Below are 25,202 nucleotides of genomic sequence, written 5' to 3'. Positions count from 1 at the left end.
CAGGTTGCTCAGGGGTAGTTACTTCACTCGTGGTAGGTGCAGTTTCTGGTGTCTCTTGTTCTGGCACTTCAGGTGGGGTTGGCAATTGATTAAAGTCTGCTAATACTTCTTCTACCTTCTGATTTTGATTAGTTGTTTCTTCTACTAACTGATTAATAGAGTCTTGGGCTTGCGTTAATTTTTCTTCCGTTGTTGCTTGATTAGCTTCTTCAAACCCAGCTTCCACTTTTTCTATTGTTGTTCCTATCGTATTCGCTGTTTCTTGTGTTTGAGATAATTCTGGTTGTACCTGTTCTGCTACTTCAGGTGTTTCTTTCACTTCATTTACAGTTGTTTGAATCGTAGAAACAGCTGTTTCCGCTTGTGGTTTATGCGTTTCTTCATATTGTTGTTTCATTGTATCTAATGATTGATTTACTTCTTGTGCTTCTGAAACAACTGTTTGTACAGCTTCTGTTGACTGTGTTGCTTTTTTCTGTGCTTCTTGAATTTCAGTTACTTTTGCTTGTAACTTCGCATAAGTTTCTTGATAGATTGTTAGATTAATAGGCGGAATTTCGTTATTTTCATTTAACAACTGTTTAATTTGAGCCGATAATTCATTGTATTCTGCTACTAATCGATTTACTTCAGCTAAATGTTCTGTTGCTTCATTTACATTTGCTTGTGTTTTTTCTGTTACTTGATTCAATTGGTTTAATTTGTCTTGTACTTGTTGTAACTGTTGATTAATTGCTTGAGCTTGCGTATTTGCTGTTTGTAACTTATCTTTTGCGGAAGAAACCAACTCATCTAAAGAAGGTCCTGTTGGCTCTTCTGGTAATACTGGTTGCTCTGGTTCACTTGGAATATTTTGGTCAGGCGGTGTTGGTATAGACGGTTGATTATCTGGCAATACAGGTTCATTTGGTAAAATTGGTTTTTCTGGTAATACTGGTTGTTCCAATTCTTCGGAGCCTTCAGGCTTTTCTACATTCGGTTTATTAGTCGGTTTTTCTGTTAAAGAAACAGCTGGTTTCTCCTCTTTAGAGAATACTAAAGGAACGACTTCTTGTTCTTTTTTCCTGGTTGCTTCTTTCTCATTTTGTACAGAAATCGCTTTTTCTAACTGATTCAGTAATTCAACTTTTGCTTTTAATGGATTAGCTACTACCAACGGAGCTTCATCCTTAACTAATGCCAGTGGATCGTCTGTTTTGGTTGATTTTTTAGAAGCTTCTTTCTTCTGACTTTTTTCCACTTGTTTTTCCCAAGGCGCTTTTTTCGTGTCTGCAGACGGTTTTTCTTTGCGTTCTTGGATTGTTTCTGTGCCATTTGCTTTATGCACTGGCTCAGGTTCATTGTTTAACATAGCAAATGCTGCACCACAGCCTAACAAAGCGACTGCACATACACTAACAATTCCATACTTCATTTTTTTCTCATTGTTTACATTTACTTCTTTTGACATAGTTTTTCCTCCAATAAAAAAACGACAATCATTTAATGATTATCGTTTTACGTAGTATTTTATATTCTTTAACGTTCTAAGCCTCTAGAACGTCCTTTATTCATTACTTTATCTAATTTTTTAGTTAACTCATGGTTCTTTTGTTGCAACTGTTGATTCTTCTCAGTCAATTCTTCGTTTTTACGTATCAATTCTTCTCTTTCAGAAGCAAGTTTAGCATTCAAACGATTTGTTTCTTTGACTTCTTCAAAAATCCCTTGAATATGTTCCAACGAGTCTTGAATATCTTGTTGACTATAACTCAATAAACTTAATTTCTGTTTTTCTTTTTCTTGTTGTTCTAAAAGAAGTTTCCAAACATTATTAGTATCTTTTTCTATGCCTAGTAACCCTTTAGATAACATGAATATGTTTTCTTTTAAATCTTGAAAATAAGATTCTCTCTTTTCTCTTGCATTTCTAAGACTTTTTTTAATTTCTGATTGGCCATTTTGTAAATATCGATGATCATCTGATAATGATTTTGTATCTCTTGAAACTTTTACAAATAACCATACTAAGGTTACTATTGCAGAACCAATTCCTGTAAGCTGCATCCAATCCATTAAATTCAATCCTTCCACCTTTATTCACCTCTAATTTTAGCAAAAATATTTTTTGGATTCTAGATAAAAAAAGAAACTACTTTTTAAAAGAACTCCACAATATGTATAGAGGATACCTATCATTTTTACTCAAAGATTGACTCTTCCCCTATTTGTTGTAAATTCTTTTTCCATTCATCATAATTTTGTTGGGCTTCTTTTCGCTCAGCTTCTGACAACTTTTTATTTTCTTTATCTTCTGCATATTTATTCATTAAATTTAATATACTTTTTACTACTGAAATATCGTCTGATAGCTGTTTATTTGCTATTTCTTTATTGATTTTTTCAGCGGTTGAAACATTTCCTTCTCGCAAAGCCTTATATGCCTGAGTTAGTTCATATGCTTCAATTTGTTGGGTGAGTGTTTCATTTTTGATTGCTTCATTGATTAATTTAGCTTCTTCCAACTTGCCTTGCTTTAAAAAAGCATAACCTTTCATTGCCAAAACGTCTTTTTCTTGTGGTAACTCTTTAAGAGTTGTCACTTTTTCCCAGTCTTTTCGATAAAAAGAAAGATAAAATTGAGCCAAGTTATCAGTGGCTTGTTTCGCTACTTCTTCCAGCCCCTTCTCATTTCCTTCTTGATACAACTGCTCAATCAACGTTTGTTCTTTTTCAGGATACTTTTGTAAAAGCTGTTGATAGTTTCCTTCCTGAAATAATTGTTCATAACTAGTGTCTTTCTTTGCTACACTCGTATCATTTTTCAAGAAAAAGAAGGCACTTAATCCTATACAGCTAAAAATAAGCACTCCAATGCCTATTTTTTTCCATGAAACAAAAAAAGAAGGAAGAGAAACCTTAGAAAGACGTGGAACACGTCTTTCTGGTTTCTTTTTCTGAATCATTACTTTTTCAGACTTCTCTTTCTTTTTTTCTAAAAATTTCTGTTTCACAGAAAGCGGTGGTGTCTCTTGAACCGTTGTAAAAGAAAGTTTTTCCAATAATGATTCTGCTTGTTCTGCAGACATTTTCTTTTGTTTTATCACTTGATTCAACTTTTTACGAATATCTTCTTCAAACGCATATTCCTCAGACATTTTTGTAAATGTCCCTTTGTAAAACGGCTCTCCAGATACTTCCAATAATTGAAACGTCACAGTTTCTCCTTTTTCCATATACTGGGTAATTTCTAAAAAATCACTAAAAAGCAATAATTCTAAGGGAGGCTGCTTTGCTAAAATTTCAACATTTGATGTTAAAATTTCTACTTCTACTGCCATTTCTTTTACCCTCCTAGCCAGCCCCAGATAGTATCTTTAATCCAGCTGAAATTAATAATAATGGCTGCACCTAGAAAGGCACCAAAGGCAAATCTTTTGGCCCATTGTGAAAGTTCTAATCCTAAGAAACGACAACCACCATAAATTAAAACTGCAATACCTAAGGCTGGATTGGCAAATTTTCTAAAATTAGAACCTAAACCCGTTTCTACTCCTTTTAATGTTTGTTCTACGTCTGCAAAAGCAGGCATCATTGTATTTACTTCAATCCAACCTAAAGCTAAAATCATTTGTAACACACTCGTCCAACGTGTCCACTTTTCTTTTACTTTATTCACCATTAGAATTTCCTCCATACATTTGATGTGGTTTTTGCTGATTCTCACGCTTTTTTCGTTCCAATTCTTTTTTCAATAATTGATCAATCACATCAGCTTGTTCATTCAAATATTTCTGATGTTGTTCATTTAGCCATTCTTCATAAGATTGGCCATTTAGAGCCATTAACGATTGCGCACGTTTTTTTATGACTCCATCAATTTTTACTGCCATATACTTGCCTCCTATTTTTTTATGTGTTTAATACACGACCTGACGTTCTTTCGGTACGACTAATTCAAATGGAATTTCTAATTTTGCCAACCGTTCTCGTTCATTTGAAAATAAACAAGTAGGAACGCGCTTAACAAATTTTTTGGTAATTCCGTAATTTTCATAGACATAGCCAAGCACTTCCATTTGGTCACCATTGACTTCTGGTTGTTTAATGGCAAGAAAATAATCAAAATGAAATAAACATTGTATCGGTGTTTCAAGCCCAATGTCTATTTCACTGCTTAACGTCCACAAGCTGCTTTTTTCCTCTTCAGCAGTTTCTAACGAAGAATAAGTTTTAATCCATGCTTTTCTAGCTGACAACCATTTATACCCTCGTTTTCGTAATGCTCCTTTAAGAGAAAAACTATTTCTAACTACCACACAAAGTAAGTCTTCTGTCTCTTTTTCTGACCATGTAGAAATTTCTCCATACACCGCCATTTCGTCATCTAACATTCCTGTATCAACCATCGTTTCTAATTCTTTCTTACTAATTTTTCCTTGATTGATTAATTCTGTTAGTAATTCTTTGCAGATACTTACTTCTGATTCTTCTGTGTCAAATAATTCTTGATTAACCACAACAATATGTTGAGCTAAAAGCTTTATGACATTTAAAGCAATTACTTCTGGAGGCCGTAACAAGTTACTTACCTCAATCACTCGTTCAACTGAATGATAAGTGCCTGTTACACGCTTTCGCTCTTTTGGTAAAATACGTATAAAAAAGTTTTTGTACGCATCTGCATCAAGATAAACTTGATCTAACAAATGTAGTAACCATTTTTTTATAGCTAGTTCTTTTTCGTTCATTTTCACCTCACCCCCTTTCAAAGCAACAAAAAAGCAAGTAAAAACTACTTGCTTCAAAAATTGCTTTATGTTATATAATAAATAGAAGGACAATACTCCTTTAATAATCCCTGTGACTAAGTCACAAAACAAAAAATACTCCTTTGGTGTCCAGTAGTTGCGGTACTGGACATTCTTTTTTTCTTGAAAAAAAAAGACAGCATTTGTGGTATAAAAAAACAAAAAACAGTGTTATTTTCTGTTCTTTGTCACACTCAAGCGTCCGTTAGCGGATACTAACGGGCGTTTCTTTCTGGATCAATAGTCTACCAATAACATTGTCCAAAAACAGTCAATCAGTGGTCGATTGACTGTTTTTATCATAAAATTGACATCCTTTTCATTTGTTTTATAATGAAAGGTGTATTAAACACTCCATCACAATCTATCTTGAAAGGCTTCGCATATTTTATCGAGCCTTTTTATTTTTTATTGAAAAAGTTCTTTGGCTGTGATATAAAATAAAGAAGCGAGTAACTCAAACATAGTGCAAATCCTGAGTAAATTCGACGCATTGAATTTACGACTGCCAGTCTAAAAGACTGGTATTTTTTTATTGAATTTTTTTGAAGAATATGCTATATAAATAACATATACCTCAAAAAAATTAGATAATGTTTTCTAAACCGCTGTTGAAGCAATCAGTCATGATTGCTTCTCTTTTTTTTATTTCCTTTACTCAGAAGCTTCTTGTTCTAGAAACTATTAGCTTTCCACTTTTTAACTGTCTCTTTACTTTTCATCCTCGTTCACCAGATTCTTCTAAAGTGACTGATGAATCAGTCTCAAGCACACATTCTTGCACAGATAAACTTTTCGGTTCGATAATTGACCACTTCAATTTCACAATAACAAATGTTTCTTTTAGATATTTTCCTATATGAATATGAGAAGATTGTCCTTCTATATAGGCAGGCTGGGTTTCAAGCTCATGTTCAACTTTTTTTAAACCAACTGGAACAAAAAGCTGCTTAGCATAATCCGATAAAATAACTTGATCTTGAATACGTTTAGGAATAGAACTAGCCTCTCTTTTTTCTCTATAATCTGTAATAACAGCTAAATGGTTCCTTGCTCTTTTCCAAAAAAGATAAATTGCAAGGCTACTTAAAAGAAACGTTACTAAATTGGAAAGGAAGGTAACATCAAATTCCCTTGGAATATCATCCAACGTTTGGATATTTGAAATTTGTCCTTGCCAAGCGGAATAAACTCTCAATACACAACTATAGACAATGAAGTATTTTACGAAACGACATAGTGGTTCCCTTCTATATCTATATCTTGATTTAGACATTATATCCATTCCCCATGCTACAAATTGAACAAGAATCAACAAAAGTAAAACTTTACTTAGCGTTTCTGCTACGCTTGTAAACAGCTGTTGTTTAGATAATCCAAGACTTTTGTCTAATTCAAAAAAAAGTAGACTAAAATTCAAAGCATACAATAGATAAACTATCATCGCACGATATCTAATAAAATAAATAAGATTCATCAATTGCACGCGATAAAACGCAGAACTTGTTAGGGTTGCTTTACATTTATTTTTTGTTTCTTTCATTTCCCTTTTTAACTCGTTGAACATTTTTTTAACATCATTTTTCATTTGTTAGCCTTCTTCCTTTATACTTTCTACCTACGTTAATTCTACACACTTAATAAGCTCTAACATATCCTTCGGTGCATAAATCACATAAATTGTTCTTGATATACCAAACTTTTTACGTTTTTCTTCTAATACCTTATCTTTAAATTTCGCTTCCTTCACTTCAATAAATGGCTGCTTTTCTTCCGTTGCTTTATAAAAAACATTGTTTTTCTTTTTATCAACCTTTATCGTATCTGACAAATGATGTTTTACTAATCCAAAATCAGATTTCGTAAAATAATATAAATCACTACTTGTTTGAGTTTCTCCATTTTTTGTTACTCCTGAACTAAATATGAAAAAATTTCCTAATAATAAAGGAGAATTCCCTTTCGACCCAAAGATATTTAGTTCTTTATCAACTGATGACAATTCCTCAAATTCTTCTTTTTTCACAAGTTCATAGTTCACTGCTGTATCAGCATAAATCTTTTCCTCCAACTTATTTGATTCTATCTTTATGTAACCAAACACTACATATAAAAAAATAACTGAAGTTAGAATAACAAATAAAACTACGGCTTTTGTATTCACCATTTTTCAAAATCCTTTCTCGTATAAACAAAAGAAAAGCAGACACATTGTCTGCTTTTCTTGTTTTTTTATTTGGGCATGATATAACTCAACATACTTGTTTGAGTTGCTGCAATTGTACGAGTAGATACGACGTTTAAGCCTTGTACATTCATTTCTGAAATGTAAATTGAACCGTCTTGATTCACTTTTTCGACGAATGCCACATGCCCATACACTGGATCTGCACCTAACACGCCCGCAGGGAAGGAAACGGCTGTTCCTGCTTGTGGTGTGCGGCTTACTTCATATCCTCGGGCTTGTCCTGTCACGCCCCAGTCTTTTCCATTTCCCATAGTTAAATCAATGTGTTTGCCTAATTGCGTGATTCGATTATAGACATATTGCGTACAATTTCCCCACGCATAGCTGTTTGCCGTATCATAGTTTTCCCCGTTATACGCTGGAAAATCAGATTCTGTCATTTCTACTGTCGCTTTCGGATGATCATACATGGTTAAGTCGTAGGTTTCAATTAAGCCGTTTAATTTCTGATTGTATTGACTATCTGTCGCATAACGTCCTGTCAAATACCGAGTGGCTTCTTGATAGGTTTTCGCTTTACTTTTCCAGACGCCTTCATAAAAAGAAGCATTCCCTGCCAACCCTTCTTTTAAGAGTTTCGCATAGTCTTTCAGGCTCTCTTCATAGCTCTGATATTGTCTAAAGGTTGCTTGGGTAGTATAAAGTGTTCCATTGCCTAAATCCTCTTGTGTCGCAAAAGAGACCCCTTTTCCGTTATGTGTGCCTTTAATGCCAAACAAATTATAATTTGGTGCTTTTGATAGTAAACTTTGACCACTAGCAGATTCTAAAATCGCTTGGGCAATCATAACAGATGCATACAAATCATTTTCTTGCCCCACTTTTCTAGCTGCTTCTCCAATTTTTTGAATAAATTGTTCCACACTTTCATTTCGTTCAAAATGAACCATCCCATCAGAAGAAACCGTACTTTCTGGCACTAACTCTTGAATCGGTGCTGACGGTGCTTGATGATAATCTTTGACTTCGTCTACAACAGGTGCTGCTATTCCTTGATTTGTTGTGCTTGTTTCTGTATTAGTAGAAACACCAGATTGAGTGGACACATTTGGCTGATTCGTCGGCGTTTCTGTCGGCTTTTGTGGTGTTTGTGTCGTTGTAGAATCCGTTGGCTTAGACTCTTCCACAGGCTGATTTTCTTCTGGTTTTTGTTCGGGTTCTACGGGTGTGGTTTCTGGTTTGCTTGAATCTGGCACCGTAGGTGTTTCTGGTTCCACTGGTTGCTCAGGTGTAGTTGGTTGTTCTTCCGTGGAAGAATCTGTTGGTGGTGCTTCTGGCGTTGTTTCTGGTGTAGAATCAACGGTTTCTTCTGTTTGTCCTCCATTACTTCCTTCTTGAACCGTCGCAGATTCTGAAGAAAGTGTCGGCGACGTAGGTTCTTCATTTGCAAAAACTGCTGGTGTATAGCCAAATACTTGACTAACAACTAATAATGCAGACAATAGTTTACTTGTTTTCTTCATGCTTTTTCCTCCATTTATTTCAATTTTTTCTTACCAAATAGAAGTATATACAACTGTTTGTGAAAGCTTTTTTAATGCATTGTAAAAAATTTTTTAATTTTTTGCTTTTAGGTGCCACTTGTTTAGTTTTCGTTTCTTTATTTTAGAAGATTTTGGCACGTCAAATCCAAACAAATCTTTCCAAACACCATGACTTCCTTGTACAATCGGTATCGGCAAACACTTGCCTGAATGTATCAAAAGTATCTGGGTGTATGCCCTTAACTGATCTGGCTTCAACAAGCCGTTCTTCTGAAATTCCAACACTTTATTCGGTAAAAGTGAAATCCGAATAAGATAATTATTTTCATCATAATAAAGTTTTACATCTGTTTCTCTCACTGCTAAAGCTTTTCCTTCAGCTTTAAAAATACTTCCCATAAAAGTCCTCCTAAAATTTTCTCAATTATTATAAGTAAAAACAGTGAACTTCACTGTCAAAAAAACTATGTTATTCAACGTGTAAAGCTAGATAACTTAAGCATACGCCTAAGAAAAGACCAACAAGTAAGCCACAAGCAAAAAGAATGCTACTCATTGTAAAAGTTTCTCCTTTACATTTTTGTTATTAACGATTTGAATATTTGTTACTTTATTTCCTCGAATCTCTCCTGTTAAATAAAATTTGGGAAATATTGCCCTTTTCGTCCTGTTTTCTATATTAAAAGTAACAGTAAAAGAAGGTCCTTCTTTTTTTAGCCTATCTTGAATCTTTATAATTGGTTCAAACTTTCCATTTACCTTTTCTGGTAACAAATAATGGTTTTCTTCTAAACTCTGGTGGATGGTATCTTTCCACTCGTTCTCTTTCTCAATATAAAAATAACTTGTTGTACATGTAGTAATAAGAAAAAGGCCTAATATTATTAGAAAATTTCTTTTTTTCATTTGTAAATACCAGACAAAAAAAACATAGCCTAAACCATATAAAACCAATAGTAGTAACAGCCAAAAACTCAAATGACTTACTATCTTTAACAAAGCATCCATTATCAATAACATGCTTTCTTTAATAGCTAGAAGAATTAACATTCAGATCCCTCCTACTTTGACTTCAAATATCATAACAAAACTAGAAATAGTCTCTTTTGACTATCTCTAGTTTTATTAGTTAAGAGAACCAATTGATTATAAAAGGACACACTTTATAAAACAATTTGTCTGATAAAAACCTATATTCAGGTTTTACTATTTGTTTGAACTCTTCATGAAGTGCTAAAATATCTCTTTCAATTGAAAAATTGAATTTCATTAATACATCTTCAGTTAAAAAAGGATTAATTATAATCCCTCTGTACGTATATAATTCAGAATCTTTTTTTTCTTTTATATATTCTTCCATCAATTTTTTATCATAAAAAATGATACTATCTTCAACATAAATAGCTCCCTTATATTTTTGAACAATATATAACAACATTTTCTTATTTGCTTACCTCCTACATACTTTAACTAACAAAAAAAGCAAAGAGCTTTTAATCTTCACTTTTCCTGTTAATTTTTATTGTCTACAATTCCACTCTTTACAAAATCGAATAAGCGGTTAGAAGAAATCTAATCGCTTATTCGTCATGCTCAATTATTCTTTGACTTTACGACGAACCAAAACAACACTTGCGCATACAAAAAGAAACAGCCCTAATGCCACATATGCAACATTTGCTGTTTCTCCTGTTTTTGGTAATGCTTTTGGTGTTTTGAAGGTAACTGTTTGGTCTTTATTGGCCAAGTTATCTTCTTTACCAACAAGTTTTGTTTTTTCTTTGTCGTAATAGATATAGTGAGTAGCTACCCCTTTTTGACCGTCTTTCATTGTATTTTTCGCAATTGGAATATCTACATGGATCGTTTCATTTTCGGCTTTTGCTGTATACGTTGATTCAACAGTCGTAATGACTTTTTTCGTTTCTGGGTCTACATATGGAGTAACGATAGTGTACGTATGTCCTGCCTCAGAGCCTTTGATTCTCACTTCATCACGTAACGTATTGTCAACCGTTGGATCAGCAGTTTTCTTACCGTCTACGGTTGCTAAAAGTGTAGTAATTTCCATTGGTTTACGTTTATTGACTGCTTTAAGTGAAATGAATTGGCCATTTATTTCTGGCGTTACTTCAAAGCTCAAATCGTCGGTATTTGGATAGTACCAGCTCAATGGTTTTGTTTCTTTGAATTTGTAGTTCCCTGTTGGTAATTTCTTCACAGTGATTTTTCCGTCTTTATCTGTTTTGTACGTATTTACCACAGTTTCTTTTTTACCGTCTACACGGATCAATTGGAACTCAACCCCTTCAAGTGGTTTGTTTCCTAAGTTGTCCGTTTTGATTAGCTCTACGTCTGTATACGCCAATTTGTTTTCAATTTCTTTTCGAGCCATTTTCGTCAAGATTTCTTTGTTTTCAGCGTATCCGTCCGCAAAGACATGAATCGTATGCTCTTTTTCATTCGTAGAAGGTACATACTTAAATTCATATTTGGTTTCGTCTAGCACATGATCATTGCCTGCATCAATTTCTTTTAGGTAGAAGTTACTTTCTACGTTTGGTAATGTTAAGCCTTCAAAAGCTAATTTACCGTCTTTTACTTTCGCAAAAGCTAATGCTGTGTCGTGAGGTAAAATATCAAAACCAATTTGAATACCACCTTCACCAACAAACAAGCCAAAGACTTGGCCATTCTTCGCATTTTCTAGCTCAATTACTGGTTTACCGTCTTCCCAACCAGTTACAACTTCTTGTTTCTTGTAGCCGTATACGTTGATTTCTTGCAATTGATTTTCCACTTTAACGGTTGTAGAAGCCAATTCAACCAGTTGACCTTCGTATTTGATTTCAAAAGGAATTGGGTCTTTTAACATCACAAAACCATTTGGTGCTTCGATTTCCACTGCTTCGTATTTACCTAGATACAAGTTTGGCTCAGATTCAGTCATTCCTAAATCATTTGTTACTAACTCAAAATCTTTGCCGTCTTTTTGAACATATTCACCTTTGGCCAAACGAACTGTTCCGTCTGGTGTTGTAATATCTTCTCTTGCACGGATTTTGAATTTCACACCTGCTAAATCCACTTGGTCATATTGAATTTCCGCATATTTTCCGTACTCACATTCTTTTTCGACAGTAGAAATGCCTTTTTCACCTGTTTTATGGATTTTTACTTGGCCTTTTTGTGGCATATTCTCGAATTTAATCGTAATTACACCACCTGCATCGGCTTCAGTAACAGAGAAAACAACTGGTTCAGTCGCAAGCAAGTAGCCTTCTGGCGCACGTAACTCACGAATTTCATAACGATTTTTTCCGTAAGGTAAGCTATCGCTTGTCACCAATTCCCCTTTTTCATTGGTTTTGAATTCGTCACTAATTTCTAATGAGTTTGGTACACGCATAGAAACATAGTCGCCTTTACCGTCATTTGCCCAGCGGTCCCAAATTTTGAACGTTGTATCGCGTAGCGGAATATTTTTTCCTGTTTCTGCGTCAACTTTCACTAAATGTAGACGAGCTTCAATGATTTTATCTTCCAATACCCAGAAGAATTTTTGGTCTTCTTCTGAAATGGTAAATTCGATTGGCTCAATTGGCAAGTAACCTTCTGGCGTTTTAGTTTCTGTCATTACATAAGAATCGTAAGGCAATGTTTTACCTGTACTTGCTTTACCATTTTTATCCGTTGTCATCACTTTTACAACTTTTCCAGTTGTTTTTGACGTGATAGTGAATTCTGCCCCTTCTAATTGAGGCTTGATATTGTCTGCTTTCCCTGTGATTGTATCAAGGACTTTTTTGACAAGTGGTTTGTCACCAATTTTAACAATTTCCACGCCACCTTTGATGACTTGGTCTTTTAGCGTCATTGTTTTTACTGCGACAGTTTTATCTTGGCCTGCATATGCAATGTTTACTGGATATTTTGTTTTATCTAACGTATATCCTTCTGGTGCTTTGATTTCTTGAACATAATAGTCATGCATAATTTGAATGTTTTCAAAAGAACCTGTGACTTTGTCTCCAGATTTTTTCAACGTCACTTCTTTTACTTTTTGACCGTTTGTTTCAAATAAACCATACACAGCACCTTCTAACTTAGCAGAACCTTGCGCTTGATTGCCTGTTTCCTTATCTTCTTTGATAAGATCTAAGCGGCCCACTTGTTTTTTATTTTTGAAAGTAACTGTAATTGTTTTATTGGCTTCAATTGTGACTGTTTGTGGTGTTTTGTTAAGCACATAACCGTTCGCTGCTTGAATTTCTTTAATGGTTACTTTTGTCCCATGAGGAATGTCTTTCAGGTCAGCTTCACCATTAGCGTTAGTTACCACTTCCACATTTCGGCCACCATAAGAGAGTTTGAATTTCGCACCAGAAATAGCTTTTCCTGTGTCAGCGTCCACTTTTTTGATTTTTACATTACCGTTTTTTAGGACTTTGATTGGAATACTGAAACTAGCCATATCAGGATCATGCATAACAGCAACTGTTTGACTACCAGGTTTAATATAAGCAATATTCAACGGTTCCAAATTATATCTTTGGAATGAAATTTTACCTGTTTCATTACTTGCAGCTGTTGCAGTTAAGATTAATTTATTTCCATTATGCTCAACTTTTACACCTGCTGTATTTATGGTCATTTTTTGATAATCTTTAAATACACCATTTGTATCTGTTAATGTTACAGATTGACCTACTTTTAATGTTACTTCTTTATTTTGGAAAGACGGACGTTTTGCTAGATTCGCAATACCAGTATGAATTTCATTAATAATCCCTTGGTTACGCCCGCTGTTTTGAATCCATTGAACGCCTAATTCGTCCCACAAAAATGTCTGAGTATTCCAGTAATGTGGAATATCTTTAGTTTTAGTATATCCAATTGTCGCTCCTTGTTTCATTCTTGTAGTAATTTGACTAGGCATTACGGTTTGTGTATATCCGCCAAAACCATTAACCAAGAGCCCTGGTTCAATACAAAAAAGCGGTTTTCCATCTGGAGTAGCCATTTCATCATAAACTGATCCCCATGTTTCTAATCCGCTGTTAGGCATGCGAATATGCCAATTAACCGCAAATTGACGAACAACTTGAATCGTAATTCCTGCTCGTTCTTCAACCGCTCTACGTAATCTAGCTGCTGATTCAACTGGAGTGAATTCATACAACTTACCATTTGAAGCAGTAAATCCTACGTGTGCTTCATAAGAAGCACCTTTGATTGCTTGAATTTCTTGTGTATGTGCGTCCATAAAAGCAAGTAATTCTGCTTTTACAAGCTCTGTTTCATTGCCTTCTAAATAAGTATAGGCAGATTTATCAGAAGAATACAGTTGTTCTTCGCCTTTTGCCACTTCTGGACTTGAATTATCAGCGTTAACTGTTGATTCACTTATTTCCGTATCTGTAGACGGCTGAGTTTGTGTATTTGTTTCATTCTCTTTTGTCTCACTTGTCTTCTCTTTTTCAGAAGAACTTGTTTGAGTTTTTTCTGTTGTTTCTTCTTTTGAAGTTTCCGTCGTACTGGACGTACTTTCAGAAGCAGTTGTTTCTGTAGATACTATAGACGGAAGTTCTTCAGCTACTACTTGTGTTATAGGAGTTAAAGAATTCATTCCTAACACTGCTAGAGTAAAAAGTGTACATAATTTTTTTAATCGCATTTATTTTCCTCCTTAAATAAAAATTTTATCTATATAAACACCTGAAATTGGTGAAATTTTTGTACAAAAAAAAGACATTCAACTTTTTGTCGAATGTCTTTTTTCTTTTTTTGAATTCTATCCTAAAACTACACAAGAACGTATAGTTCCATCAGAAAATGATGTTCCTTCTACACGAGCTCTATTGTATTCTTCTTCAGTTAAATTTTTTTCTGCCCATGCGTAAGCTTCCTCTGCTGTCATAAACCAAGGGCTTACTCGTCCAGGAATATCATAATCTGGAGTTGGTTCTTGTGGCGTTTCTGGTTTTTCAGGAGTAGTTGTTCCTCCATTTGAACCACCTTGATTGCCTCCACCTGGTTGGCTTGGTTGTTCTGGCGTTGTCGTTCCTCCGTTTTCAGGAGTTGACGGTTGATTATTTTCTGGTGTAGAAGGCGTTGTTTGTTCGCCTTGGTTGCCATTATCTGGTTGAACTGGCGTTTGTTCTGGCGTACTTGGTGCTGCTTCAACATTTCCAGTTTGTGTGTTATCTGTTACTGCATTATTATTCGTTGTTGCCTCTTGTGCAGGTTGGCCAACAGGTTGACTTGGATTTACTTTGTCTTTATCTTGAATCACTGTTTGAGCCACAGTTTCACCTGCGCTGTTTTGCACACTTGCTACATTGCCATCAAAGCTCAGTTTGTTTCCTGCATAAATTAAATCTACATTTGCAATTTTGTTCATATCTGCTAATTTTTGCACTGTAATATTTGTTGCTTGGCTAATAGCACTTAGTGTATCTCCCCAAACAATAGTATATTCATTCCCTTTAATTTCAGCTTTGATTTGTTCTGCTGTACGTGGTGTCCATTCTGCTGCTTCAGCTTTTTCACTATTCATTGCTAATGCAATTCCACCTACTGTTACTCCGATAGCTAATACCTTCAAAATTTTCATGATTTAATTCCTTCTCGTAATATATATTTTGAAACGACTTCCATCGTTTCAGTCACCCCTTAGGGCTATTCCTTATTAAATAACTTTTAAACCTTGGCTATTGAATTTTGTTCCTGGATAATAGACTTATGGAAACGGTCTATCGGAACACTGCTAATTTCCTTTGTAGCTATGACTACAGCAGAAAGCCTGCATCCCGACTTATTGAATTATCATGCCTCAAACCCATTAGCTGTACCGTTCACTTCTTAAACTATTTCTAGTAGGAAATAGGGTGGCTTTTAAGAGGAAAACAATTGAGTACTATTAAGCGAGACTGCGGTTATTCAATAAGATTCAGGGATAAACTTCAATAGCTAAGTATTCCAAAAAATTTATGAAAGGAGGACCTTCCATGAAATTATTTATTGGTTTAGACGTTAGTTCTCAAAAATTAGATACTTGTTTTTTAACAGACTCCAAAGAAATCTTGTTTGAAGGTTCACTTAGCAACGATTTAATCGGAGCTAGCGAAATCAAACAAAGAATTCTCGACTACCAAGAAACCTTTGGTTTCTGCCAAATTGTCATAGGTATGGAATCAACTTCTGTTTATAGTTTCCACCCAGCAATGTTTTTCTACTTAGATGAAGATTTGAAGCTATTACCTGTCGAAGTCACTGTAGAAAATCCTTATAGAATCAAACAGTATTCAAGAATGTTCGATCAGGATAAAACAGACAAAATTGATGCACAGATCATAGCTGATTATCTGCGAGTAGATCTCCATACATTGTCTCCTATTAAAGAAGAAGTTTATGTTGGTCTTCAACGACTAACAAGATCTCGTTATCAATTAGTGACACAAATGGTAGAAGCAAAACAACATTTTTTAGAAAATTTGACGTATAAATGTAATACTTTATCAAAAGAACTTGCGAATGAAGATAATAAAACTTCCATATTCGGAGCTTCGATTATGAATCTACTTACAGAAGGCATTACCTTAGATGAATTTTCAGAAATGTCTCTGGAAGCGGCCGTTGAATTACTTCAAAAGCTAGGAAAGGGTCGATTCAAAAATCCAGAGCAACTTGTCAAAAGTATTCAAAAAGCTGTACGTAGTTCTTATCGTTTAGGTAAAGTAACCAAGAATTCCATTGACCTTGTATTAGGTATAATCGCCAATGAAATCAAATTTCTAAAAAAACAGATTAAAGAAATTGAAAAAGCCATTACTGCTTTACTTGAAACAATTCCAGAAGCCCAATGCTTATTAAGCGTCCCAGGATTAGGAGCTGTTTATACTGCGGGCTTAATCGCTGAGATTGGTCAAATCGAGCGATTTGATGATCAATCCAAGTTAGCGAAGTATGCCGGTCTAACTTGGACTAAAAATCAGTCGGGAAATTCTCAATCTGAAAACACGCCACTAAATCGTTCTGGAAATCGCTATTTTCGTTACTACTTAATTGAAGCCACCAATCGAGTAAGAAGCACACTTCCAGAATTTAAAGAGTACTACCAAAAAAAGAGAAATGAAGTACCTAAACACAAACATAAACGAGCGCTCGTCTTAACCGGAAGAAAATTTGTACGCTTGATCGATGCGCTACTACGCAACGGTCAATTCTATCAGCCAGCGAAGGTGGTGATAGAAAAATAACGTAAAGTTATTTGCGAAAATCTTCGTGAGCACCCCGAAAAAAATTTGATTTTGGTCGGGTCTAGTTCAGTGCGGTCTAATTTTTCAAAATCTAACTCATATTCTAAAATTTATATCTTGACTTATTACCATTAGGCTTTCTTTATTAAATATTTTCAACTATTACGTTAAGTTTATTATAATAAACTTAACGTAAAAAGTAAACACATTTTTGCTATTTTTTTATTTTTTAGTATAATAAATTTACTATACAACATTGAAAGGAGATTTATGATGGATTTAAAAACAAATCAAGATATTCAAGACTGGTGTTTAACAAATTTATTAACTAGACAAGAAGCTGCCAAAATAACTAAACAAAGTTACAGCAGTTTTTCTCAATCCGTAAATTTAAAATATATCAAACCTTTTTTAGAATACGGTTCAGGCACTGGAAGTGTTCGTCTATATCTGAAAAGCGATGTTGAAAAATATGCCGAACAGCTCGAAGAAAAAAGACAGAAACGGCAATAAGTCGTTTTCTGTCTTGTATTATACTTTAAACAATAATAAACAATTTTACAACGGAGGTTCTATGAATAAGAAATACATTGTTGCTATTGGTGCAATCTTACTGATTGTACTTACTATTATTGCTTTTACTGTATCTAACAAAACAGAAACACAGTCACAAAATACTGTTCAATCAACTACTACAAGCCATTCTAGTGAGCTTGCCATTTATCCTTCATTAAATAGCTTAAGAGAAAAATATGGACAAGATTTAATAGACCTTGGTTCTTCTCAAATCACTACTGTCTTGTTTGAAAAGAAAAACGTAGCTTTTATCACTTCTGAAAAAGAAAATAATATTGAATTTCCACTTACCGTAACAGATAAAGAGAAAAACCTTTTTTCAATTTCTAGTATCAAACATACCCCTAATAAATTAAAAATAGGTGACACTTTTGGTCTTGCAAAAATTCATGAACAATACCTTGCATACTCCCGTTAAGTAACAAGAGAAGCTCTCTTGTTACTTTTATCACATAACCGTTATTATTATACCAACTTTTAAAAATCGCTTCAATATTATATCTTATATATAATTGAAATAGTTATTATTCTTTGAGAATAGTCTTTATTCGGTTCTTTCCTAAGCTAAGTTAACATTCGTGTTTATCTATTGATTCACGAATTGTTGAACAATCAAACGTATTGTGGCCTTTTGAATTACATTCCAATGTTGTATACTGCGGGATAAGTTTATCTTCTTCATTTGCATACACGGAAAAATAATCAATACCTGGTTCCGCTACTGCTCGTTCAAAATAGTATACATATTCAGCTGGGATCTCCCCAATTCTAAAACTATCTGGATCAAATCCTTCTTTTTCCAACATTTTACGCACTTTCAAAAAGTGCTTTTTTTCTGGAACATCTGGAAATGATTGAATGGTATCCAACGTTAACAATTTTCCTTCAAATTCTCTACAAATATTATATTCTGACATACGATTTTCTCCTTTTTAAGAGCAAAGCGAGCGATCTATTCCTAATACTTTTTTTCTGTTTAATGGCATTCATAATACTTCTCATCGCTTCTTCCATTCCAATTGGCTGCATGGTTTCTTCACTAATCGTTTTGGCCATCACTTTAATGGCCTCATTTCTATTTAACGGCATTAACTCGTTAAAAAATTCATTACGATTTTCTACTTCACCTATCCACTCTTCATAAAGTGGCAAACAGTCTTCTTTCTTTTCAACAATAAGCAATGCCCAAAAAGGCGAGTCTACTTGATAAAAAATCATATTGCATGTATCCTAATAAAGTGGACACATTTTTTGATATACTCTTAAATAAATAGACACAAATTTTGAAAGGACTTTTTAATATGGTAAATAACAGAAAATCACCACGTAAATTTGACGAAGAGTTTAAAAAATCCATTGTAAAACTTCACGAAAGTGGAAAAACTCAAAATGCTTTATCTAAGGAGTACGGCATTGCTCTTTCTTCAATTGCTCGTTGGGTCAAACAATATTCCGAAGTAAAAATTGACGATGATACGATCCTTACGGCTCGTCAGATCAAACAGCTACAAAAACGAAATGCGCAACTCGAGGAGGAAAATTTAATCCTAAAAAAAAGCGATTGCCATATTCACGCCTCACTCGACGAACGATTAAAAGCCATACACATTCTTCGATATGAGCACAGTATTGTTACACTCTGTCGCGTACTCAAAGTCAATCGTTCCACCTATTACAAACGTTTTTCTGGAAAAGTAGCCCCAAAATCAATACCTAAGAAAAGTGATTTTAGAAATTTATACTTCTTCTCAAAAACGTCTTGGCGCTGCAAAAATCCGCCGGATCCTTTTGCGTGATTATGGTATTTCGATTAGTATTGGTCGCGTTTATCGTTTAATGAAATCAATGGACCTTCCAAAAATGTCTACAATAAAACCTGTTTTCAAAAAAAGGAAAAACAAGGTTTCTTTGACACGTCCAAATCATCTAAACCAAGCGTTCAATCCACCTGCACCAAATCAAGTTTGGACAAGTGATTTTTCTTATATCCCCATCGGTAAGAAAACATTTGCGTATTTGTGTGTCGTTTTAGATTTGTTTTCTAGAAAAGTAATTGCTTGGACCGTAGGATCAACGATTGATACAAAACTAGCCATTCAAACATTAGAAAAAGCACTTCATTCTCGAAAATTAATGAATCCTGTTCTTTTTCATACAGATCAAGGGTCTCAATATACCTCTTTTGAATTTAGAAAGTTTATAGAGCATCATCCGATTGTCCATTCTCTTTCAAAACCAGGTTATCCGTGGGATAACGCCGTCACCGAAGCTTTTTTTAAATATATGAAAAAAGAAGAATTAAACCGCCGTTCATTTCATTCAATCGAAGAAGTACGGTTGGCTTGCTTCACTTACATTGAAGGATTCTATAACACCAAACGTCCTCATGGAACATTAGATATGCTTACACCAAATGAAAAGGAGGCTCTTTACTTTGAAAGTCTTTAAGTATCTTCTCTTTTTGTGTCTACTTTATTGACATCTATCCATTTGTACTTCTTGATTTAAATCTAAAATTGATCGATTTCCAACAATCCGATACATTTCTTTTCAAATTGACTTTTATCCTTTCTATTTGCTTTTCTACGTAATTACCACTTCTTTATTCCTGGAATTAATCTTAATATATTTTTTATTTCACCGTTTTCACGTACATAACTACGCTCTATATGTGTAAATTGCTTTAACATACTAAGTATTTCTAATGGTGATTTATTTATCTTTTTCGAACATTCAGATAAAAGAAGCTGACAATTCTTTTGTTTTTTTAACAAATTAACCAACTCTTCTTCTACGCTTTCTGCTTTTTTTCGCTTAGTAACATATACAACTTCCATTCCAAATTGTTTTTCGTATTTTACTGACATGATAAATTGCTCCTTTCTATAATATTCCATTCCTTATATCGTTCACATACCAATCAATACTTAATCAGTATCTTTCCATAGACAAGACATACTTTTATTCAATGTAGCTTCAGTTAGGCCTAACTTTTTACTGCATCTGATTAAAGCCATTGCCAAAACAAAGATACTTTCTTTATCAGTCATTCCTGTAACATTTATATCAATTTCATTTTCACCAATATTTGTTAGAATAATTTGTTTTACTACACCGTTTGAACTTATTGAATGTTGCGATTCTTTTAATTGTTTTGCTAATCTAGTGGCTCTTTCATTCTCTTCAATTCTTGGGATTTCATTACTCATCATATCTTTTCCTTTCTCTTATTTAACCTTCTTCAATTCTTTTCCTCTAACACTTATTTTATCCCCATCCTGAAAATTTGGTTTTTTTTCTAAATTATAACTAGCTGAAACTAAAATAGGTTTACCATCAATTTTTGATTCAACAACTATTTCCCAATAGGTACCAAAATGTGAGCATTGTGGAACTAACACACCATTGCCACTGTGCATCCTTCTTTTAGTTGATATTTCTGGATGAAATTCGATTTTTTTTACAATTACATTATCTTGTTTCTCTAAAAATTTTTGATTTTTACTATTGATAAACGTGCTAAAAATAGTAAAAAACATAGTAATGATAGTAATGATTAGAAAAACAACTAAGATTCGTATTTGATATTTTAGAAAAACATTACCAAAGAACAATCTATCACTCCTATCAGATTTCTTTCTCGACTTCGTAGCCGTGCATCCAAGCATATTCAAAAATGGTTTCATTTTTATTAACCCAATTTGCTAGTTCTAACTCTTTTCCCTCAAGATAGACAGTTCTGTTATTTAACCAATTAACGTCACTAGCATAAAGTTCTCTTAACGTTAGATATTTATCTGCTAACTTTTCTAACTCATCAGCAACAAATTTCGGCAATACAGCTTTTTTCGATTCTTTTAGTTGTTTTGCTAAGCTAATTGCTCTTTCATTCGCATAGTCAGCACCTTTCAAATAATCAAGGCTACACGTAGAAACTTCTAAGCATTCTAACTCTTCAATCAATTCTTGTTTGTCCATTAGAGTCCACCTTCCAAAACTTTAAATGTACTTTTACGCTCATCGAATAACACTTTATTTATTTCCTGTTCAGACCATGGAACAATCATTTGTGCTGTGTATTCAACAACCAGATCAACAAACTCATAGTTAATACTATTAATTGAAATCACTTCATACGCCATTTTTTTATCACTAGAAAATATGATATTTCCTATTTTAGCTAATTTTGCTAATCTTAGCGTGTCATCTTCTTTACTTTGATTGTAACGTTCAGTGAATGTAAAATTCATTTTATATTTATGATAATCTGTTATTTCGCCTACTTTTTGGACCAATATTTTTACTTCTAATCTTACAGAGTTACTAAAATACAATTTTTTCAATTCAAGTATGCGGATAACAATATATTTATCACCCGTATGTTCAAGCGACTCACCAATTTTTATGCTCTCGTTAAATCCTTCTTTATAAACTCTTAGAATAGATAGCAACGATTACTCCTCCTAAAGCAAACCGCTATCGATTAACAATACTTCGCCGTTCGATTCAATATTTTCTAACTGATTGAAAGCTTCTTCTGCGCCCAACTCTCCACCATCTTCAATATGACTTTTAGCAAGCATTTTGAAGGCTTCGTATTTATCAATTGTTTTCATATCATCAAAAAATTCTTTTTCGTCTTCTACTTCGCAGCCAATTCCTCTATAACGTTCTAAACACTGCTTTTGATTTTCAGCAGCAATTAGTGCAAAGTAAGGGAATTTAATTTTATAAAACTTTATTTGTTTTTCTTCTTCATTTTTTACTCTAAATAAACGACCTTCACCGGAAAACTCCTGCAAATTTCCAAAATCATCAAGAATAACAAACCTATTCTCAAGATAATCAATTGAATCTATTTCGAACCATTGCGCATAACCGACAGAATTATCGTGCATATATACTTCTATTTTGGGAATCATTCTTCTTCCTCCTCCACAAAATCAACAATTTCCACGCCTACAATATAATCTTTCAAACATTCCCACTCATCATTAACTAACAATTTGTCGCCTTTATCATTTTTCAAAGTCATTGTAAACCAGTCTTCGCCATCATCATCTGTATCAACCCATTCAAAATTGACTGGGTTTTCTTTAAATTTCATGTCATATAAATCGTCTTCGTCTATTCTTAATACGACTAAGCCTTTACAATTTCCACTTTTTACAAAGGTTAAATATCCTTTATAGTCCCACTGTTGGAAACTTACCTTGATAGTATGCTGGCCCCATCGGATATTTGGATCATAATTTTTCATTGCTTTTAGCCTCTTCAATGACTTTTTCAATATCGTAAGCTTCAAATGAACACGTTAGTGCTCTTTTTACTTCTCCCATAGATTCTGCATTAAAACAAATAACATATCCTTCGCTATTGATATCAATAATTGTTGCAACTTTTCCTGTTAATTCCGGAAAGTCAGGGCCAATATATCTTACTTTGTCCCCCTTTTTACTTTCTGCATTAAAAGACATACGATATATTTGTCTACTACAAACAATAACTTGTTCTTCACCTATTTCTTGATAATAAAACACAATACCACCTGCTAAACCATGAATATAAGCTAACAAGCTATTTTTTTTATCAAAAGAAAGACTTGTATTTTGTTCCTCACCCAGTTTCATACGCTCGTTACAAACTTCTTTTAGCACAAACATTTGTTGTTCTTCTGTTAAGTTATCTAACTTTGCTGCTAAAAATGAATTTTGTTCTCTTAGCAAACTTATTGATGAAAGTAAAGGACATTCTCTATATTGCGGCTCAGTTAATTTTTGAATTAACAACGTTTGATCGTATTCAGTTGGCGTTACTTCAGATAACTCATAGATCTTATGCGCAAGAACTATTCGTTTTTCTTTCTCCGTTTCATGTCTCAATTCAAACGCTAAATCATTAATTTTACTTAACCTACTCATTTTTTTCATCCTTTCAATTTCAATATTTTTTATTGGCGTGGTAGGAGTCGAACCTACATTAAAATTTGTCATTCACTAAATATATATATATCTAGTACAGGAATTCAGTCTTTTAAATGCATTAATATTTATCTATGTTTTTGAAAGAAAAGGAAAATTTTTTTGCATCCCCGATGCGTCACGCCAACCAAAAGGAGCAACCTTTTAGTATTTTTTTGAGATTGAACGGTATTGTCAACCTCGATATCGCTGGAGTGGGATTGCACCACTCATGTACTCACCCTAGTTTTGTACAAGGTGCAATAGTGCGACTTACGCTTTCTATCTTCACCTTCGCGTCTCTCTACTTCCGCCACAGCGATCATTTCTTTTACCTGCTCAAGCAATTTTCGTGTATTCATTGCTGCTCTTCCAATTCAGTTAAGCTAAAATAAAAAGCTTCTGCTTCAGCTTTGTTATTGAAATTTCGATACAGCTGAGTACAATAATTTTTTAGATTATCGATATAAATACTTACAGAATAGCCACCTTTACTGTATACCATGCTAATTTCAGTATCTTGTCCTATAAACTGTTTATGAATTACTTTCATTTGCTTCCTTCCGTTCGTTGCACCATTCACCAAACACTTGTAATACTTGAGCTTGTTGCTTTGGATTCAAACGACAATAAGATATATCTACGCTCCTAAGCTCTTTTGAACCTATCCGTGTCTGCCATTCTCCAAGAAGAAATACAGCGCACATTGAACTTACGTTATCTTGTTCAACATTTGTTTTCAGCCAATCAAGGACAGTTTGTTGATCAGGATTGAGTTCTGATTGAGTCCTTTTAGAAGCTCTTTTATTCCAAAGAACTGATAATTTTTCCAAACAAACTTCATCGTGCTCTTTTTCATCCATGCCGTCCCATGGAATAGATATTTCAATGCTTGCATTGCACTGTTCACACAATACATATGCATCTGATGAAATACTAAACGCATTAAAACTAATGTTTTCTGAACCGCAAAACGGGCATGGTTTTATATGAATTTTACTCATTCTTAGATTTCTCTCCTTCTTCAAAACACGCCACAAGTAACTCTCTAATGATTTCTTCTGACAGGCAAATATTTTCAGCATTATAATAATCGCTAAACTTGAAACCCATTTTTTACCTCCCTGTCATCATCAATAACAAACGCATTACCTACACTATTCTCTAACAGTCTTCTCATCTGTTCAGCTTCTTCACTAGTAAATGCTTTTGCATCCTCTTTAGGTCCAAAACTGCAATAATTGTCTATAATTTTTTTACATAGATTTTATCTTCTTCTTTTTCAGATAAAACATAGATTAATTTCATAATTAGCCTCCAAAGATTTCTTTTACTGTAAACGCCTTAAATCCTAAATCTTTCATGTTTTTTCTAAACAATTTTTTTGAAAAAATCATATTTTCTTACTAAAATAGCTTTAGAAACTAAATCGAAAGGACGAACGACCATGCAACTAACTGTTTTTATTTTATTTCTTGCTTTTTTAGTATTCGCTGTTGTCTTTTTATTACATAAAATCAGTTTAGGCGTTTTCTTGTTCTTCTTCCCTGTTGCGCTGCTTCTATGGTTTAGCCTTCCTGCCATAAAGAAACGTAAAACAGACAATAACACGCACTAATTTTTACACTTTGTCTTCTTGGACCCACTTAAAAATTAATTTCGACTAGTTTATGGCGTCCGAAACTAGAAACCCTAATAGACAACGGTAAATGTAATGTCCTGTTTTTCATTACAAGTGCCTATATGTAGTGCAGCACACAACCTACCTTTTCCAGATAGGCGCTTCCCCATTACGAGAAGCCTTTTCTTTTTTATCAAAAGAAGTGTCAAAGCCTAGATCCCTTAGTAGCTGCTCTGATAAATCTAGGCGCTATAGGTTACTT

Annotated in this window: 28 protein-coding genes and 2 pseudogenes; 4 read left to right on the top strand and 26 right to left on the bottom strand. The window is 33.9% G+C overall.

The genetic code is table 11. The features are described 5' to 3' along the window. The 14 genes from IGJ63_RS13955 to IGJ63_RS13890 all read right to left on the bottom strand — a co-directional run. Positions 1-1,450: hypothetical protein (locus IGJ63_RS13955; protein ID WP_438746759.1), on the bottom strand; the 1,450-nt coding region annotated here is incomplete at its 3' end. Positions 1,451-1,518: 68 nt separating this feature from the next. Continuing rightward, positions 1,519-2,073 (bottom strand): hypothetical protein, encoded by a 555-nt coding sequence (locus IGJ63_RS13950; RefSeq protein ID WP_172689694.1) that lies wholly within the window; start codon positions 2,071-2,073, stop codon positions 1,519-1,521. A 107-nt stretch (positions 2,074-2,180) separates the two neighbouring features. Beyond that, on the bottom strand, positions 2,181-3,320 hold the full coding sequence (locus tag IGJ63_RS13945) for a hypothetical protein (RefSeq protein WP_263307139.1): 1,140 nt from the start codon (positions 3,318-3,320) through the stop codon (positions 2,181-2,183). A gap of 5 nt (positions 3,321-3,325) precedes the next feature. Continuing rightward, a complete protein-coding gene (locus IGJ63_RS13940; RefSeq protein ID WP_263307140.1) occupies positions 3,326-3,661 on the bottom strand; it encodes a hypothetical protein in 336 nt (111 codons plus the stop codon). Beyond that, positions 3,651-3,872, bottom strand: coding sequence for a hypothetical protein (locus IGJ63_RS13935; RefSeq protein ID WP_014862349.1), 222 nt, complete (start codon positions 3,870-3,872; stop codon positions 3,651-3,653). Before IGJ63_RS13935 ends, IGJ63_RS13940 begins: the two co-directional genes overlap by 11 nt. 27 nt (positions 3,873-3,899) lie before the next feature. Further along, positions 3,900-4,730 (bottom strand): hypothetical protein, encoded by an 831-nt coding sequence (locus tag IGJ63_RS13930; protein ID WP_263307141.1) that lies wholly within the window; start codon positions 4,728-4,730, stop codon positions 3,900-3,902. A 778-nt stretch (positions 4,731-5,508) separates the two neighbouring features. After that, on the bottom strand, positions 5,509-6,378 hold the full coding sequence (locus IGJ63_RS13925) for a hypothetical protein (protein ID WP_263307142.1): 870 nt from the start codon (positions 6,376-6,378) through the stop codon (positions 5,509-5,511). Between the two features lie 30 nt (positions 6,379-6,408). Further along, positions 6,409-6,957: a hypothetical protein gene (locus IGJ63_RS13920; RefSeq protein WP_438746757.1), complete on the bottom strand. Its 549-nt coding sequence runs from the start codon at positions 6,955-6,957 to the stop codon at positions 6,409-6,411. 65 nt (positions 6,958-7,022) lie between these two features. Beyond that, positions 7,023-8,501 (bottom strand): glucosaminidase domain-containing protein, encoded by a 1,479-nt coding sequence (locus IGJ63_RS13915; RefSeq protein ID WP_438746754.1) that lies wholly within the window; start codon positions 8,499-8,501, stop codon positions 7,023-7,025. 93 nt (positions 8,502-8,594) lie between these two features. Further along, positions 8,595-8,921: a hypothetical protein gene (locus tag IGJ63_RS13910; protein WP_016633158.1), complete on the bottom strand. Its 327-nt coding sequence runs from the start codon at positions 8,919-8,921 to the stop codon at positions 8,595-8,597. A 153-nt stretch (positions 8,922-9,074) separates the two neighbouring features. Continuing rightward, on the bottom strand, positions 9,075-9,572 hold the full coding sequence (locus tag IGJ63_RS13905) for a hypothetical protein (RefSeq protein ID WP_263307208.1): 498 nt from the start codon (positions 9,570-9,572) through the stop codon (positions 9,075-9,077). Between the two features lie 79 nt (positions 9,573-9,651). Further along, positions 9,652-9,960 carry a hypothetical protein gene (locus IGJ63_RS13900; protein WP_263307209.1) on the bottom strand — a complete coding sequence of 103 codons (309 nt, stop codon included), beginning with the start codon at positions 9,958-9,960 and terminating at the stop codon, positions 9,652-9,654. A gap of 159 nt (positions 9,961-10,119) precedes the next feature. Further along, positions 10,120-14,199 (bottom strand): SpaA isopeptide-forming pilin-related protein, encoded by a 4,080-nt coding sequence (locus IGJ63_RS13895; RefSeq protein ID WP_263307210.1) that lies wholly within the window; start codon positions 14,197-14,199, stop codon positions 10,120-10,122. Between the two features lie 117 nt (positions 14,200-14,316). After that, positions 14,317-15,138, bottom strand: a complete 822-nt coding sequence (locus IGJ63_RS13890) for a LysM peptidoglycan-binding domain-containing protein (RefSeq protein WP_263307211.1) — start codon at positions 15,136-15,138, stop codon at positions 14,317-14,319. 394 nt (positions 15,139-15,532) lie between these two features. Here IGJ63_RS13890 and IGJ63_RS13885 point away from each other — a divergent pair, with 394 nt between their 5' ends. The 3 genes from IGJ63_RS13885 to IGJ63_RS13875 all read left to right on the top strand — a co-directional run bounded on the left by IGJ63_RS13885 (position 15,533) and on the right by IGJ63_RS13875 (position 17,777). Beyond that, positions 15,533-16,783, top strand: coding sequence for an IS110 family transposase (locus IGJ63_RS13885; RefSeq protein WP_226062448.1), 1,251 nt, complete (start codon positions 15,533-15,535; stop codon positions 16,781-16,783). 273 nt (positions 16,784-17,056) lie between these two features. After that, entirely contained in the window at positions 17,057-17,296 is a 240-nt protein-coding gene (locus IGJ63_RS13880; RefSeq protein ID WP_016633163.1) for a hypothetical protein, read from the top strand. Between the two features lie 61 nt (positions 17,297-17,357). Continuing rightward, on the top strand, positions 17,358-17,777 hold the full coding sequence (locus tag IGJ63_RS13875; protein ID WP_263307212.1) for a hypothetical protein: 420 nt from the start codon (positions 17,358-17,360) through the stop codon (positions 17,775-17,777). A 151-nt stretch (positions 17,778-17,928) separates the two neighbouring features. Here IGJ63_RS13875 and IGJ63_RS13870 read toward each other — a convergent pair whose 3' ends face one another. Together IGJ63_RS13870 and IGJ63_RS13865 are read right to left on the bottom strand one after the other, a co-directional pair. After that, on the bottom strand, positions 17,929-18,276 hold the full coding sequence (locus IGJ63_RS13870; protein WP_137274112.1) for a lipocalin family protein: 348 nt from the start codon (positions 18,274-18,276) through the stop codon (positions 17,929-17,931). After that, the gene (locus tag IGJ63_RS13865) at positions 18,263-18,577 is read right to left on the bottom strand and encodes a hypothetical protein (protein WP_263307213.1); all 315 of its coding nucleotides are present in this window, start codon (positions 18,575-18,577) and stop codon (positions 18,263-18,265) included. The genes IGJ63_RS13870 and IGJ63_RS13865 overlap by 14 nt, the downstream gene beginning before the upstream one ends. Before the next feature lie 83 nt (positions 18,578-18,660). Between IGJ63_RS13865 and IGJ63_RS13860 the strand changes: the two are divergent. Further along, a pseudogene (locus IGJ63_RS13860) lies at positions 18,661-19,807 on the top strand (IS3 family transposase). A gap of 143 nt (positions 19,808-19,950) precedes the next feature. Here the strand turns inward: IGJ63_RS13860 and IGJ63_RS13855 are convergent. From IGJ63_RS13855 to IGJ63_RS13810, 10 genes and pseudogenes are all read right to left on the bottom strand, one after another. Further along, positions 19,951-20,226 carry a hypothetical protein gene (locus tag IGJ63_RS13855; RefSeq protein ID WP_263307206.1) on the bottom strand — a complete coding sequence of 92 codons (276 nt, stop codon included), beginning with the start codon at positions 20,224-20,226 and terminating at the stop codon, positions 19,951-19,953. Positions 20,227-20,286: 60 nt separating this feature from the next. After that, a complete protein-coding gene (locus tag IGJ63_RS13850) occupies positions 20,287-20,568 on the bottom strand; it encodes a hypothetical protein (protein ID WP_438746751.1) in 282 nt (93 codons plus the stop codon). 18 nt (positions 20,569-20,586) lie between these two features. After that, positions 20,587-20,973, bottom strand: coding sequence for a hypothetical protein (locus IGJ63_RS13845; RefSeq protein WP_438746749.1), 387 nt, complete (start codon positions 20,971-20,973; stop codon positions 20,587-20,589). Between the two features lie 19 nt (positions 20,974-20,992). Further along, positions 20,993-21,337, bottom strand: a pseudogene (locus tag IGJ63_RS13840) (DUF1642 domain-containing protein); the annotation flags it as partial. Then, on the bottom strand, positions 21,337-21,810 hold the full coding sequence (locus IGJ63_RS13835; RefSeq protein ID WP_226062433.1) for a hypothetical protein: 474 nt from the start codon (positions 21,808-21,810) through the stop codon (positions 21,337-21,339). The gene IGJ63_RS13835 and the pseudogene IGJ63_RS13840, both read right to left, overlap by 1 nt. Before the next feature lie 12 nt (positions 21,811-21,822). After that, positions 21,823-22,281 carry a hypothetical protein gene (locus IGJ63_RS13830; protein WP_226062432.1) on the bottom strand — a complete coding sequence of 153 codons (459 nt, stop codon included), beginning with the start codon at positions 22,279-22,281 and terminating at the stop codon, positions 21,823-21,825. Continuing rightward, on the bottom strand, positions 22,278-22,619 hold the full coding sequence (locus IGJ63_RS13825; protein ID WP_016633167.1) for a DUF5406 family protein: 342 nt from the start codon (positions 22,617-22,619) through the stop codon (positions 22,278-22,280). The genes IGJ63_RS13830 and IGJ63_RS13825 overlap by 4 nt, the downstream gene beginning before the upstream one ends. Then, positions 22,606-23,280, bottom strand: a complete 675-nt coding sequence (locus tag IGJ63_RS13820; RefSeq protein ID WP_226062431.1) for a hypothetical protein — start codon at positions 23,278-23,280, stop codon at positions 22,606-22,608. Before IGJ63_RS13820 ends, IGJ63_RS13825 begins: the two co-directional genes overlap by 14 nt. 397 nt (positions 23,281-23,677) lie before the next feature. After that, the gene (locus IGJ63_RS13815; protein ID WP_438746746.1) at positions 23,678-23,872 is read right to left on the bottom strand and encodes a hypothetical protein; all 195 of its coding nucleotides are present in this window, start codon (positions 23,870-23,872) and stop codon (positions 23,678-23,680) included. Further along, positions 23,856-24,323 carry a Lar family restriction alleviation protein gene (locus tag IGJ63_RS13810; protein WP_438746744.1) on the bottom strand — a complete coding sequence of 156 codons (468 nt, stop codon included), beginning with the start codon at positions 24,321-24,323 and terminating at the stop codon, positions 23,856-23,858. Before IGJ63_RS13810 ends, IGJ63_RS13815 begins: the two co-directional genes overlap by 17 nt. Between the last annotated feature and the right edge of the window lie 879 nt (positions 24,324-25,202).

Origin of the sequence: Enterococcus sp. DIV1375a (assembly GCF_051712205.1) — a bacterium.
GTDB classification, from domain to species: Bacteria; Bacillota; Bacilli; order Lactobacillales; family Enterococcaceae; genus Enterococcus; species Enterococcus faecalis.
This window is presented reverse-complemented; position numbering and strand designations above follow the sequence as displayed.